The sequence below is a fragment of the Thermacetogenium phaeum DSM 12270 genome, from assembly GCF_000305935.1.
Lineage (GTDB): Bacteria > Bacillota > DSM-12270 > Thermacetogeniales > Thermacetogeniaceae > Thermacetogenium > Thermacetogenium phaeum.
This window is the reverse complement of sequence record NC_018870.1, coordinates 678,701-693,579: the sequence shown is the minus strand read 5'-3', so window position 1 is coordinate 693,579 and position 14,879 is coordinate 678,701. Positions and strand designations below refer to the sequence as shown.

Genomic DNA, 14,879 nt, shown 5'->3' with positions numbered 1-14,879 from the left:
TTCCACCTCCAGAAGCTCACCCCGTCGTCAGAACGGTTTTATCCGGCCCCCGCTGCGAAGACCGGTCCATCCCCAGCACCTTTCTCAGATAGCGCCCGGTGTGGGACTCGGGGCAGGCGGCAATTTCCTCCGGCGTTCCCGTGGCCACAACCCGCCCCCCTCGCTCTCCGCCCTCGGGGCCCAGGTCGATGACATAGTCGGCGGTTTTGATCACATCCAGGTTGTGCTCGATGACCACCACCGTATTCCCGGTCTCGACAAGGCGCTCCAGAACAAGGAGCAGCCTTCTGATGTCCTCTTTATGCAGGCCCGTCGTGGGCTCATCCAGAATGTAGAGGGTACGACCGTTGCTACGCCGGGAAAGCTCCGCCGCCAGCTTGACCCGCTGGGCCTCCCCACCGGAAAGGGTGGTGGCGGGCTGGCCGAGTTTGATGTAGCCCAGGCCGACATCCACCAGCGTCTGGAGCTTGCGGCTTACTTTAGGAATGTTCTGGAAGAAATCATTGGCCTCACTGACGGTCATGTCCAGGACCTCGGCAATGTTCTTCCCCTTATACTTAACCTCCAGGGTCTCCCGGTTGTAGCGCCTCCCCTTGCACTCATCGCAGGGGACATAGACATCCGGGAGGAAGTGCATCTCGATTTTGATGATCCCGTCCCCCCGGCAGGCCTCGCAGCGCCCCCCGCGCACATTAAAGCTGAAGCGTCCCGGGCGGTAGCCGCGCCTGCGGGCCTCCGGAGTCAGAGAGAACAGTTCCCGGATCCCGTCGAAGGCTCCGGTATAGGTAGCCGGGTTCGACCTGGGAGTGCGTCCGATGGGAGACTGGTCGATCTTGATCACCTTGTCCAGGTGCTCCACACCGCGCATCTCCCGGAATTTCCCCTGCCTGGTGCGGGTGCCGTACAGCCTCTGGACAAGCCCCTTATAGATGATCTCCTCCAACAGGGTGCTCTTCCCGGAACCGGAAACCCCGGTGATACAGATAAAAAGCCCCAGGGGCAGGGCCACATCGATATCCTTCAGGTTGAATTCCCGCGCCCCCAGCACCTCCAGCCAGCGGTCACCAGGCTTGCGCCTGGCCTCCGGCACGGGGATCTCCCGCCGCCCGGAAAGATACTGCCCTGTGATGGACTCCGGAGCCTGCATGATCTCCTCCAGGGTTCCCTGAGCCACCACCCGGCCGCCGTGGACACCGGCACCGGGGCCGATGTCGATGATCTCATCGGCATTGAGCATCATCTCCTCATCATGCTCAACGACAATGAGGGTATTCCCCAGGTCACGCAGATCCTTAAGGGTCTGGATCAGCCTGGTGTTGTCCCTGGGGTGCAGCCCGATGCTGGGCTCATCCAGGATGTAGAGCACCCCTACCAGTCCGGAGCCGATCTGAGTCGCCAGGCGGATGCGCTGGGCCTCCCCCCCTGCCAGAGTCCCGGCCGGCCGGTCAAGGGTCAGGTAGTCCAGCCCCACATTCACCAGAAATCCCAGCCTGGCATCGATTTCCTTGATCACCTGGTGCGCAATCTTCTCCTCCCGCGGAGTAAGGGAGAGGTTCTTCAAAAAAGAACGCGCTTCCAGAACGGTTAAGCGCGTCACCTCCGCAATGTTCTTCCCACCTACCGTCACCGCCAGGCTCTCCGGGCGCAGGCGCGCCCCTTTACAGGAGGGGCAGGGGCGGGAAGTCATGAACCGCTCGATCTCCTCCCGCACCTCCTCGGATTCCGTCTCCCGGTAGCGGCGCATCAGATAGGGGATTACCCCTTCAAACGCCCCGTACCAGGCCCTGGTCCGGCCGAAAGCATCCTGGTAGCGGAAGCGGACGCGCTCAGAGGTGCCGTAGAGGAGGACATCCTGCACCTCCTCCGGCAGGTCCTGAAAGGGCGTCTCCCACCCGCAACCGTAGTGCTCCATGAGCGACTTCACCATCTGCGGATAGTAATGCTGGGTGGAATGCGTCCAGGGGAGGAGGGCGCCCTCCCGGACGGACCGCTCCCTGGCCACCACCAGGTCCGGGTCCACCTCCATGCGGTAACCCAGCCCGGAGCACTCCCTGCAGGCTCCGTAGGGGCTGTTGAAGGAGAAGAGGCGGGGGGTGATCTCCTCCAGGCTGATGCCGCATTCAGGGCAGGCGAAGTTCTGGCTGAAAACCACCTCTCCACCGTCAGGGTACACCGCCAGGGCAAGCCCCTCCCCCAGCTCCAGAGCCATCTCCAGGGAGTCGGCCAGGCGCGTCCCCAGGCCCGGCCGCACCACCAGGCGGTCGACGACAACATCGATGTTGTGCTTTTTATTCCTGTCTAAAGGGATATCCTCGTCCAGCTCCCTGATCTCCCCGTTCACCCTCACCCGTACGAAACCTTTCTTCCGAAGCTCCGCCAGGAGCTTCGGATGCTCCCCCTTCTTGCCGCGCACGATCGGGGCGAGGATCTGGATCTTCGTCCCCTCGGGGTTGGAGAGAACCTGGTCGACCATACCGGAAACCGTCTGCTGTTGCACCGGCCGGCCGCACCTGGGACAGTGAGGCCTCCCGATCCGGGCAAACAGCAGGCGCAAGTAATCGTAGATCTCCGTTACCGTTCCCACAGTAGAGCGGGGATTGCGGCTCCCGGCCTTCTGATCGATGGAGATGGCCGGGGAAAGCCCTTCGATGTAGTCCACATCGGGCTTGTCGGCCACGCCCAGGAACTGGCGGGCGTAAGCGGAGAGAGACTCCACATAGCGCCGCTGTCCTTCGGCATATATGGTGTCAAAGGCCAGGGAGGATTTCCCCGACCCGGATAATCCCGTAATCACTACCAGCTTGTTGCGAGGTATCTCCACGTCGATGTTTTTCAGGTTGTGGACCCGCGCCCCCCGGATGACAATCTTGTCCCGCGCCGGGAGGTAGACCTTTTTTTCCTGCCTGGCGCACATCTCTCCTTTTGATGCCTCCCTGCCTTTTCCGTCTCAGAATCGGTCAGCACTTCTTTCCTGTCGCTCCCGCCCTTGCGGGACCTGGTGCTCAGTTCTTTGCGCAGTTCGATGATCAAATCCCGCACCTCTGCGGCCCTTTCAAAGGCCAGCTGCCGGGAGGCCTGGCGCATCTCCTGCTCTAACCGGGCAATGAGCTTCTCCAGCTCCTTCTTGCTCATGCCTTCCAGCGACCTTCCTGTGCTGTAGCCCACCTTTTCTTCGGCCACTTCCGCCGGGAGGGTAATCTCGATTAACCCCCGTACCCCCTTCTGGACGGTGCGGGGAGTGATACCGTGCTTCTCATTGTATTCCTTCTGGATACGGCGCCTCCTGTTGGTCTCGTCAATGGCGCGCCGCATGGAGTCGGTGACCGCATCGGCGTACATGATCACCTTGCCTTCCACATTCCTGGCAGCCCGCCCGATGGTCTGAATCAGAGAGCGCTCTGACCGCAGGAACCCCTCTTTGTCGGCATCCAGGATGGCCACCAGAGCCACCTCCGGAAGATCGAGCCCCTCCCGCAGGAGGTTGATTCCCACAAGAACATCAAAAACGCCCAGGCGCAGGTCGCGCAGGATCTCCATGCGCTCCAGAGCATTGATGTCTGAATGCAGGTAGCGCACTTTGATCCCCAGCTCCTGGAGGTAATCGGTAAGGTCCTCCGCCATCTTCTTGGTGAGGGTGGTCACCAGGACGCGCTGCCGCTTTTCCACGCGCAGGCGGATCTCCGCCACCAGGTCGTCCACCTGGCCGGCTGCCGGGCGCACCTCCACCTCCGGATCCACCAGCCCGGTCGGCCGCACGATCTGCTCCACCACCTGGTGGCTGTGGTCCAGCTCGAAGGGACCAGGGGTCGCCGAGACGAAGATAACCTCCGGCACCTTGGCCAGGAACTCGTCAAAGCGCAGCGGGCGGTTGTCCAAAGCCGAGGGAAGCCGGAACCCGTAATCCACCAGGGTCTTTTTCCTGCTGTAGTCCCCGGCGTACATGCCGCCGATCTGGGGCACGGTAATGTGGGATTCGTCGATCACCACCAGGAAGTCTTCCGGAAAGAAGTCCAGAAGGCAATAAGGCGGCTCTCCCGGCCGGCGCCCGGTCAGATGCCGGGAGTAGTTTTCGATCCCCTTACAGGTCCCCACCTCCCGCATCATCTCCATATCGAAGCGGGTGCGCTGCTCCAGGCGCTGGGCCTCCAACAGCTTCCCTTCGGAGCGCAGCTCCTGGAGGCGCTCTTCGAGCTCCCTTTCGATCGCATCCAGCGCCCTGCTCATCCGGTCAGGAGATGTCACATAATGGGATGCCGGGAAGACCGCCGCATGGAGGCGGCGCGCCAAGACCTCCCCGGTGAGGGTATCTATCTCCAGAATGCGCTCGATCTCGTCACCGAAGAACTCCACCCGCAGGGCCTTCTCTCCGTAGGAGGCGGGAAAGATCTCGACGACATCCCCCCGCACCCGGAAGCAGCCCCTGGTGAACTCGTAATCGTTGCGGTGGTACTGGATGTCGGTAAGCCGGGCGATCACCTCGTCCCGGTCGACATTCATCCCCTGGCGCAGGGAAACCACCATCTGCCTGTAGTCCATAGGGGAGCCCAGGCCGTAAATACAGGAAACGCTGGCCACGATGATCACGTCATCCCGCTCCAGGAGGCTTGCGGTAGCCGAGTGCCGGAGCTTATCGATCTCCTCGTTCAAAGAGGAATCCTTCTCGATATAGGTGTCGGTCTGGGGTACATAGGCCTCTGGCTGGTAGTAGTCGTAGTAGCTGACGAAGTATTCCACAGCGTTGTCCGGAAAGAATTCCCGGAACTCCCCGCAGAGCTGGGCTGCCAGGGTCTTGTTGGGGGCGATCACCAGAGTGGGCTTCTGCACCTCCTGGATGACGCCGGCAATCGTAAAGGTTTTTCCGGAGCCGGTCACCCCCAGCAAAGTCTGAAAGGGCATTCCCGCTTTGATCCCCTCTGTCAATGAGGCGATCGCTTTCGGCTGATCCCCGGTGGGGGTGAACGAAGATTTCAGCACAAACCTTCCCATTAATCACACCCGTTTCTGAACGGTCTTGTTTCCGGCCGGCCAAACCGCTTCCGACAAGGCACATCTTCCCGGCGCTAAAAAGGGTGCTCACACCTCCCCTTTGAGCAGCCGGCAGCCGATGACCGGGCGAAAACGGCCAACGCAGGCCAGAAAAGAAAACAGGAGTTCTGTTCCCTCCGCATTATATCACATGGATTTTATCCACAACAACAGAACGGCTTGTCGTCAAATCCTACCCCCGCAGCGCCTCGACCAGCCGCTGCGCCGCCTGCCCGGCATTGGCCGTTATCTTTTTGATGTCATCTTCATCAGCACCATCTACATGCACTCCGGCGACCACCACGACCAGGCGGGACAACTCCGCAGCCAGGCGCAGAGAGATCGCCCTGGCTAGTTCGTCATCCTTATGGCCAGTTACCGCCAGAACGGAGGCCGTTGCGCTGGTTTTATTTGGGTCTTTGAGGCTCGGCCTGGGGACGGCCATCGCCACGGCCCCGACATGGGGGCGATCCCCACCGCTGACAACGACGGTAACATCCTCCCCGGCAAGGACGGCGGTGCAGACCAGACGGTGCCTCCCCTCTCCCACCGCTACTTCCAGGAAACGGTCACCGGCATCACCACCAAGTAGCGGACGCTCTTTCATAAAGGCTGCCTTTCCCCCTTCCTTTTCTCGGCCGACCTGAAACCGGTATGGCGCGGCGCCGCACCTCCCGCATTTCACCTCGATTCCCGAACGCTGCCGACCACATTCCTCTCAGATCACTTGAGGACAGCCGCGAAAAAACGCTTTCGAGACGGACAAGAGGTCACCGCACTGACTCTCTCGCTCAATGAGGCTTTTCCTGCCAGACCGGCCAGCCGACCGCCGTTGCGGTTATGCTGCTCTCTATAAAAAGATCCCATTCCCTGATATAAAGGTCTTTCCGGTCGACATTCAGGCGGTAAGCGGCGGCCCCGGCCTTTTTCGCCTTTAATTCGGCGCACCTCATCGCCTCCGACCGGGCGTATTCCGAAGCCTCTGCCAGGGAATCGAACTCCTTTCTCTCACAGGGGGTATGGACGGTAAATCCCCCGTCTGAACGCGACTTAATCAAAACCTCAACCACCTCAACGACCTTACCGGACGCCGCCCCGACGGCATTGGCCACTTCGGCAGTGGGCGGTATGATCAATTCCATGTTTAACTTTTTGGCAACTTCGGGCAGATAAGCCTGCACAGGAGCCCCGATCGCCACCAACGGGATATCGAATTTAAGGGCGCAGTTAAAAAGAGCACCGTTAGCACCCGGTTTGAGGATTCTATTAACGAAATACATTGCCCCCGGCTCATCTCCAATCTGCCAGCCGACATTTTCGAAATTAAGGACACTCTGCAGGATGGCCAGGAACAGCTTTTCCAAGATGGATTCCCAAGCCAGCTCCAAAAACTCTTCGAAACCCACGCCCTTTTTCTTGGCCAGAGCCCGTATCCCGAAGACGGCCGCCTCCCTGTTCCAGGGAGTATAGAGGCCTCTGGCGTGCAAAATGTCGGTAGGGGTGACCGACGCCTTCCAGAGGACCCCCGCATCCACCAAAGGCTCGAGGTTGAGCAGGTAAGGCTTCACATCCATCATCTCGGCCAGAGATGACAGGGTGTGAGGGCCATTTTTCAGAATCTCCAGCGCCTCCTTTTCGGTATCCGATAGAAAGTCGGCCCGTCCTCCGCCAGCGTAGAGATAACAATCAGCCGGCTGAGAATAAGCGAGGCTAAAAACATCCCCCTTCTCCTGCCTGTGCAGCTCATCCAGCAGATAAGGGTATTCGCAGACCGCCAACGCCAGCGGCAAAACCCGGCGGGGGCCCACCAAAATCCTTCCCTCCCTGTCAACCCGAATGTAGCTGTCCCCTCCGACACCATAGGTATTTATTTCAGCCGCCCGGACGCGGGTCGCCCAACCACCGACAACAGCCCCCTCTTCGTCTATCCTCGGTACTCCATTATGTAAAATAGCTATATCGGTAGTCGTCCCCCCCATATCCAGCACCAGGGCCTCCTTCACCTTCACCAGGAACGTAGCCCCGGAGATGCTCGCCGCCGGGCCGGAGAGGATGGTTTCGACCGGCCTCTCCCTGGCCAGCTGCTCGCTCATCAGACTGCCGTCCCCTCTAACGATCAGCAGTGGTGCGCTGATCCCCATCTGGTCCAAAACCTTTTGAACCGAATCGATCAGTTCGGCGATAACCGGAATCAATCTGGCGTTCAGGGCCGCGGTGATCGACCGTTCGTAAAAACCGAGGGAGGCAGATAGCTCATGGGCACAAACCACAGGAACGCCGAGTATTTCCCGGACCAAGTCCCGGGCCAGCAGCTCATGTTCCGGATTGCGGATGCTGAAATACCCGGATACGGCCACGGCTTCAACCTTTCCCTCAAACCTCCTGATGGCTTCCCGGGCTTCATCCTGATCAAACTCTTCCTGAGGAAGGCCCTGCACATTATGCCCCCCGCGGATCACTTGATAATGCCTGACGGGCAGCCTGTCTTTCGGTTCACAGCCGATCAGCAACAAACCCGCTTCACCGCCGCGCCCCTCCACTATGGCGTTGGTGGCCAAAGTCGTGGACAGCGTTACCGCCTTGACGGCTTTGAAGTCGTCGCACCTTAAGCCTTCCAAACAACGCCTTATTCCTGCAGTCAGGTTATTATGAGTGGTCATCACCTTGGCCTTAGCAACGATCTGCTGGCTGTCGAGATCGAGAATAACCCCGTCCGTATAAGTACCACCTGCGTCTATCCCCAGTACCAGCGACATCTAGTGCCGTGCCCCCTTTCAGCTTCCTCTCCCCTAATATGACAGAATTCGTGTCGCCCGTTAGCAGGCCAATCAACCCCCCATAATACCACCCAAGAGACCTCTCCGGTTCTCAGGCCTGTCCCCATCCAGAACAAAGCGAGATGATGATAAAGGGACTTGGCAACCGGCAGGGATCTGAAAAACTTCTACTGTTCACGGCTGCATCCCCCACTCCCTTCAGGTTGGTAATTATTATAGCACACCTACGAACGGCAGTTCATTAATCATTACCGAACGTCAAAAATCACCCCCCTCTAACTGCCGTTTTTTCGATGAACCGTCCGAATTCTATCTTAAAGGCAAATTTCCCGCCTTTCTTGTGCAACACGAACTGCGCTTGCCGCCCGACGCCCTTCCGGAACCGCTATTGCTCTGGCCATCCGGGAGACGATCTTCTGAACCTCTTCTTCCGGGGGATAGACTACCCCTTTCTCCAGATGCTCCGCAGAAGCTTCGAGAATTTGCCCCGCCTCGTCCAGGAGGGCGTTGAGCTCTTGCCACCGCGCCCCTTCCCTCTGCAAGGCACCCGCTCCTGCTCTGAGGTTGCTTTCCAGTTCCCAGACGACATCCCCGGGAAGAAGTTCCGGTTCATAACCGCAGGTGCCGTCAACGACAGCCACCCCATTCTCCGGCAGAAGGAGCAACACCAGGTCGCCGGGGTTAATCCAGGAGTGGCAGGCATCCACAGGGCAGCCGCGGCTTAAGGCCTGGATCAAGACCTCCCGAACGGCCACTGCTCCGGCTCCCGGAGCCCCTCGCAGAACATAGCGCTTCCGGCAGAAGCCGGATAGATGGCTGATAAAATCCCGCACCCCTCCGGCAGCCACGCTCCCGGCAAAATAATGCCTGAGGAGCGGTTTTCCCACCCGGAGTTCCTCTATCCATCCGGCGGCCCGGGCGGCGACGGCTCCTTCGTCAACCGGTTCTCCGCCCCTCCGGCGAATCCGCTCATACGTCTCCCCGGCAGCCTGCAGCAACCGGAGGGCCTCGTTTAATCCGGGGCCAAGGGCTCCCTCCGACAATCCCCCGGGGGCGCCGGGCAGAGCCACGTCCAACACCTCGAGATGCGGTGGAAAAACCCCCTCTCGGGCACAGGGATGCCCCCCGCTGAGCACACCGGCCGCCCTTGAGGGCACAGTCAAGCCTTCTAAAAAACGGGGATATTCCGCCCGGTGAAAATAATTGACGCCAAAGCCGCGGTCCGCCAAAGCCAACCCCAATAAGCGAATGGTCAGGCTCTGCACTGCAGGGGTACCACCATTCAAGAGATACAGAAGCCTGAAGTCCTCAAAATGCGACCGCCAGTAAGACACAAATCCCCGGCCCGTCAGGGCGCTCCCAAATAAGTGCCTGTTGTTGTTTTCCATCTCCAGGGGCTACCCGCAACAGAGCCAGATAGCCCCTTCACCCCCAATCCGGTAAGATCGGTTTTCTACATACTATTACGAAAAGAAGGATGGAGTTACTTGACGGAGGAATTAATGAGGTGGAAAAAGGGCGGGGCAAAAACAAAGGGCTTTACTTTGGGCGTAGCCGGCGGCGGAACCGCCGCAGCAGCCCCGGAAGCGGCCCCCCCTTCAGGTAATCGACATTAGGCAGATCACCCGGCTCGGGAGCGGTTATCAATCCCACTGGCAGCCCCGGCTTCTGCCGCAGTATCTTTCGCCTTTTCGTCTTCAAGCCGGTGGTGAACTCCACCGTCAAGGTTTCAGCACCGGATTCCAGTAGCTGGGCGAGATCCCGGCGGAAGCTGACGGGGTAATCCCCAATCCTCCGGATCACATCACCGGCACGAATTCCCGCCCGGTGGGCTGGGGATCCTTTGATGACATCGAGAACCATCACCCCTGAAGCAGGAGAAACAAATCGGGGGGCACCCTGCAGCTCCTCCCTCCGCCCCAGGTAGATAATCAGCTCGTGCCCCAACGGAGAAAAGAGGGCGGGTAGGACGGACAGCTGCGGATGGTGAGACGCCAGAACGGATAACCCGAGGAGAACAGAACTGAAAACGGCCAGGTGAACGGCGGAGCGCTTGGCGCGCTCCCGCGGCAGACAGGTGATGGCCAGCTCTCCGTAGCCGAGGGCGGCGATAACCGGGAGCACACTATAGGTGATCTCCTGGGAGGAAAGCGCCCCCCAGGGCCGGATGAGCGGCCACCACTCCGGCATTCTGATGATATCCCCGGCGAGCTGCTGGGCGGCTCCCGGGAAAATCGTCATCACCGCCAGAGGTATCGGCCAGAACTTTTGGAGGTTGAAAGCGCCGACCACCCGCCCGGCCTGGTTGCGGACGTAGACGGGAAGAGGATCGCGATGGCCGCTCAGCAGGATCAAAACGCTCTCCACAAAATGCAGAACGGCCACCAGCCCCATCAGACCGGGAATGTTCACCTGGGGGTATCCCAAGGCCAGGGAAACCAGGGAGAGGACACCTCCGGCATAAGAGAAGCATAAAAATCGGGGGTGAAACAGCATCAGCAAAATGGCGATCCCCCAAAGCCACCCGATCCCCACTTCATTAATGGTCACGCCGAAGAGGACCATCAGCAAACTGCCGAGAAAACCCCCGACAACCCCATAAGCCAGGGCCAGAGCAGTAAGGCGCAGAGCGGATTCCCGCACCCCGAACAGCGTCATCTTGGTCCCCTGCATGCGGCGATACTGCGCCCAGACCAGGACGATCACCACCGTGAAAAAGGGATTGATCAGAGCTTTCAGGACCACAATTGCGGTCATGGAAAAAACTTTAAAGAGAGCAAGATCCATCATTTACGCCGCCTGCTTCTCGTTTTTTAACTGTTCTTCGAGGATTTCGATTGCCTTTTCCAGCTGAACATCACTATCGGTTCCTTCCGGCTGCTCGATGACCACATCCGGCAGGATCCCCTTTTTGTGAATATCAAGACCGCCGGGGGTCAGATACTTGTTCGTGGTCAGCTTGACCCCTTCTCCGCCGCCCAGACTGAAAACGGTCTGAACCAGACCCTTTCCGAAGGTGCGCGTTCCCACCAGAATCCCACTCCCCGTATCCTTGATGGCACCGGCAACGATCTCCGAGGCGCTGGCGCTGCCTCCGTCCACAAGCACGACCAGGGGCACTTTGACGCGCTGCTGCACATGTCTCGGCGGCCAGATATCTTCAATACCCTCTCTATGAACGATCCGCACCACCGGTCCCTTTTTCAAGAAATACCCAGCCAGCTCTACCGCAGCCTCGAGGTCCCCGCCCGGATTCCCCCGCAAATCCAAAATAACCCCCCTGTAACGCGCCGCCTCCAGTTTGGAGAGTTCCTGTCTGAGTTGAGCATTGGTGCTGGCCCGGTTGAAGTGCATCACCTGCAGGTAGCCGATCCCCGGATGACCGGCAAGCATTCTGCTCGTTACCGAGGGAACGGCGATCTGCTCCCGCACCAGGTTGAAGCGAAGGGAACGGTTCTCATCCTTACGCCAGATGAGCAACGACACTTCTGTGCCCGGCTGCCCTCTGAGCAGGTTGGCGGCCTCAACAATGGTCATGTTCTTCGTATCCCTGCCGTTGATCTCCCTGATGATATCCCCGCTTTTGATCCCGGCCCGCCCTGCCGGAGTGCCGGGAAGAGGCGAAACGACAATCAACTGCTGATCCCTGTCCAGGTCGATCTCTACACCGATCCCACCGAAGGTGCCTTCAATCTGGAGATTCAGCTCCCGGTAGGCATCCTCGTCCAGATAGACGGAATAAGGATCTTTGAGCGCCTCCACCATTCCCTTAACTGCGCCGTTAACCAGTTCCGCCGTACCGACCTCCTCGAGATACTGGGTTTTAATGAGAATATAAGTTCTCACGAGTTTGTCAAGGCCGCTCTTTCTGGCCCAGATAAAGAGCCCCGCCAGCGCGGCAAGCAGAAAAAGCAGGGCAACCCCCGCCGACGAAATGCGAAGAAAACGCGGTCTCAGCCTGTCCACCTCCCGGGTTGTAACGGGGAACAAAGTCTCATCTTCCGACATCCCCAAAAAATAATTCTAACCGTTTTTCCTAAACACCGAAACCCCACCGGCAACTGCTGCTGCCGATCCTAAACCGGATAGCGTCAATTCCCGGCCATTCTCTTGCAGTAGCCGTCTCCTGTGCCTCCGGCTCTTTTCCTGTTTGCAACCCTGCCCATCCTGAAGACTGGTCGGTTAGATGGGGGTTTTTTCGATGGGCTTCTTCGATTAAGAGAGCAAGCCTCTCTCATTCTGTTCTTGCATATATTATTCCTTTATTCGAATCAATATCACTCTCCCACCGGGGAGACACTTAGCAGCACGCCGCAAAAGTTGGCAGAACGGGCGGGGCTTTTTACGGCACACATATCCCTTCGGGCATGAATGCAAAAAGCCACTGAGCCAACACCGGTCCACCTAATCAAAATTAACCTGGGAGCCGACCGCCTACCCCGAACAAGGCCTCAAATGGCAAAAAAATGACCGGTACCATCATAGCACCGGCCGCTCCCGGTTTCAATAAGCTTTTCAATATTTACAAATTTCCTGCCAGAATGCCCCTGATTTCAATCAAGGGATGAATGGCGGCTTGGTTTATACTTCCGGTTGTGCTATAGTCTAAGCAAACCGGAGGAGAGGCCCAAATGCAGACGGTAACTCTAAGAGTCAAGCTCCTTAAGCCCAACAAAGGCAAACTGGAGAAAATGAGCCGAATGCTAGAAACCTACAGGCAAGCATGTGCCTGGTTTCTGGAACAAGCAGAAATTCTCAATACTACCAGCCGTACCCGGTTAAACCGGGAAACCTACCAGCAAGCGCGTGACCTCTTCGACCTTAATCGGGGCACGCTCCAGTGCGCCATGCTCAAAGCGTTATCCGCCAAGCGCTCCTATCTTTCCCACAAGCGCAGGGGCAAAAAGGCCGGACCACCTAAGTTTGAGAAAACAATTCCGGTAATGGTGCGGCAGGACTGCTACTCTCTTCACCAGCTACCATCGGGAACATGGGTTATCAAGTTTCCCGTCTCCTCCGGCAGAAGCCAGATAACCATGCCTCTTGCTGCTTCCGAGTACCACGCCAGAAGGCTCCAAGACCTGGCAGGAGGTTCCTGTCGACAGGGGTCTATGGAGATATGGCAGAGGGAGAGTGGTGAATGGTACGTTTCAATATCACTGGTTTATAAAAATCACTGGTTTATAAAACATCCTATAAGGAGCCGGGCGGCATTATTGGGGTCGATTTCGGCATCGTCAAACTGGCTGTGCTGTCCAACAACATCTTCTTTGATGGCCGCCAGATAAGGTGGCGAAAAGAGCGTTGGGCAGAACGGCGGAAAGCGCTCCAGCAGGTAGGGAGACTGTCCCGTGTCAAGAAAGAAGCAGGTCGTGAACGAAGATGGATGCGGTATATCAACCACTGTATTTCCAGGCGTATTGTCGAGATCGCGAAAGCTGAAAGCAAGGCGATTGCATTGGAAAACCTGCTGGGCATCCGGGAACGGACCAAAGGATCCAAGAAGTTCAACCGGATGATGTCGGGCTGGAACTTCCGGGAGCTGGCCTCGTTCATCGAGTATAAAGCTGCGCTTCAAGGCGTGCCCGTAATCTACGTCGATCCCAAGGAGACTTCCAAAACATGCCCCAAGTGCGGGAATGTTTCCCGCTACAATCGGAAGAAGCAGGGCTGGTTCAAATGCACGAAATGCGGCTACCAGTCTGATGCGGACAGAGTTGGAGCTATAAACATAGCCGCTAGAGCGCTCGATGCTCTCGGGGCATGACCCTGCGAGAAAGGGGAGTGTGACACCCCTTAAGGCCAAGGTGATGATCCGGATCATCCGGAGAATGCTGGCTAACCTGCGGCGAAAGCTGCCATCCCGCGCTTGAGGATGCCCCTCAATTCATTGAGGGGAGGATGTCACAGATAACTCAAGGGGTTCTGGGGATTCCCGTTCACACGCACTTCGAAATGCAGGTGGGGTCCCGTACTCCAGCCGGTGCTGCCGACCCGTCCGATGGTCTGGCCCTGGTTCACCCCGTCGCCTTTGCCCACCAGGATACTGGAAAGGTGCGCGTATAAGGTGGAATAGCCTCCTCCGTGGTCGATGACCACAACCTGGCCGTAGCCGCCCATCCAGCCGGCGTAGATAACGGTCCCGTCATCTGCGGCCTTGACGGCAGCGCCGTGAGGGGCACCGATGTCTATCCCGGTATGCATTCTGTACTCATGGAGAATGGGATGGTAGCGCATCCCATAACTGGAGGTGATCGGCCCGGCAGCAGGCCAGATGAAGCGCCCCGTCCCCTGCCGGGGCTGTCCGCCGCTCTGCATCTGCTGAATAAGCTGGGTCAGGCGACGGGAGGATTCCTCCAGTTCCTGAACCGCCCGCAGGTAGGCTTCTCTCTCCGTGTTCAGAGAGGACAGCACCGCCTTCCGGTCTGCGCTGCGCGCCGCCAGGTACTCCCTTTTGGCCAGAATCGTCTGCCTTAAAACGGCGACCTCTTCTTTTTTCGTCATCAGTTCTTTTTTGCGCTGTTCGATCCGGTCGCGCTCCGCGGCCAGCTCCCTGACCAGCCTGGAATCCTGCTCGGCGATTCGCGTCAAGAAGTCGAAGCGCGTCACGAAATCGCTCATACTGGTACTCTCCAGCAGAACCTCCAGAAAGGAAACGTTCCCCTCCATATAGATATCCTGCAGGCGCTTGTGGAGATATTCCGTCCGCTCTTGAAGGTCGGCTTCTTTCTCTTTAAGCTGCTCTTCCGTTTCTTGAATGTTCTCTTCCAGCAATTTGAGTTCTTGCTCAATTCTTTCCAGATCGCGGGTCGTTTCGCTAATATCCCGATCGATCTGGCTCAGCTCCTCAAGGACGGCATTCCGTTCTTTTTTGTTCCTTTCCAGCTGCTGCTTCCGCAGCTCGAGCTGGCGGTTGACCTCCTCCAGCTCCTTCTTCTTCTGGAGAAGATCTGAATCAGCCGCTCGACCCGGTGCAACCGAGCTGAAGACCAGGGCGGCCCCCACCAGCAGGCAGGCAATCACCCTTATCCCTTGAGCTCGCACAACTCTCCCTCCCATTTCCTTCTCAGAAGAACA

10 protein-coding genes are annotated in these 14,879 nt (G+C 58.3%); 2 read left to right on the top strand and 8 right to left on the bottom strand.

What is annotated here, in order from left to right:
- Positions 1–16: 16 nt before the first annotated feature.
- From uvrA to TPH_RS03330, 7 genes are all read right to left on the bottom strand, one after another.
- The gene (gene uvrA / locus TPH_RS03360) at positions 17–2,914 is read right to left on the bottom strand and encodes an excinuclease ABC subunit UvrA (protein WP_049886071.1); all 2,898 of its coding nucleotides are present in this window, start codon (positions 2,912–2,914) and stop codon (positions 17–19) included.
- Positions 2,833–4,986, bottom strand: a complete 2,154-nt coding sequence (uvrB, locus tag TPH_RS03355; RefSeq protein ID WP_037999102.1) for an excinuclease ABC subunit UvrB — start codon at positions 4,984–4,986, stop codon at positions 2,833–2,835. The genes uvrA and uvrB overlap by 82 nt, the downstream gene beginning before the upstream one ends.
- A 232-nt stretch (positions 4,987–5,218) precedes the next feature.
- On the bottom strand, positions 5,219–5,632 hold the full coding sequence (gene lpdD, locus TPH_RS03350) for a prenylated flavin chaperone LpdD (RefSeq protein ID WP_015049813.1): 414 nt from the start codon (positions 5,630–5,632) through the stop codon (positions 5,219–5,221).
- Between the two features lie 184 nt (positions 5,633–5,816).
- The gene (locus TPH_RS03345; RefSeq protein ID WP_015049812.1) at positions 5,817–7,781 is read right to left on the bottom strand and encodes a hydantoinase/oxoprolinase N-terminal domain-containing protein; all 1,965 of its coding nucleotides are present in this window, start codon (positions 7,779–7,781) and stop codon (positions 5,817–5,819) included.
- A gap of 335 nt (positions 7,782–8,116) precedes the next feature.
- On the bottom strand, positions 8,117–9,190 hold the full coding sequence (locus TPH_RS03340) for a hypothetical protein (RefSeq protein ID WP_015049811.1): 1,074 nt from the start codon (positions 9,188–9,190) through the stop codon (positions 8,117–8,119).
- Between the two features lie 151 nt (positions 9,191–9,341).
- Entirely contained in the window at positions 9,342–10,592 is a 1,251-nt protein-coding gene (locus TPH_RS03335) for a PDZ domain-containing protein (protein WP_015049810.1), read from the bottom strand.
- The gene (locus TPH_RS03330; protein WP_015049809.1) at positions 10,593–11,810 is read right to left on the bottom strand and encodes a S41 family peptidase; all 1,218 of its coding nucleotides are present in this window, start codon (positions 11,808–11,810) and stop codon (positions 10,593–10,595) included. It lies immediately after the preceding gene.
- 623 nt (positions 11,811–12,433) lie between these two features.
- Here TPH_RS03330 and TPH_RS03325 point away from each other — a divergent pair.
- Both TPH_RS03325 and TPH_RS03320 read left to right on the top strand, forming a co-directional pair.
- Positions 12,434–13,090 (top strand): transposase, encoded by a 657-nt coding sequence (locus tag TPH_RS03325; protein ID WP_015049808.1) that lies wholly within the window; start codon positions 12,434–12,436, stop codon positions 13,088–13,090.
- Positions 13,051–13,569, top strand: coding sequence for an RNA-guided endonuclease InsQ/TnpB family protein (locus tag TPH_RS03320; RefSeq protein WP_236608817.1), 519 nt, complete (start codon positions 13,051–13,053; stop codon positions 13,567–13,569). The genes TPH_RS03325 and TPH_RS03320 overlap by 40 nt, the downstream gene beginning before the upstream one ends.
- 137 nt (positions 13,570–13,706) lie before the next feature.
- On the opposite strand, the gene TPH_RS03315 is transcribed toward TPH_RS03320, so the two are convergent.
- Positions 13,707–14,846, bottom strand: a complete 1,140-nt coding sequence (locus TPH_RS03315) for a murein hydrolase activator EnvC family protein (protein ID WP_015049806.1) — start codon at positions 14,844–14,846, stop codon at positions 13,707–13,709.
- Between the last annotated feature and the right edge of the window lie 33 nt (positions 14,847–14,879).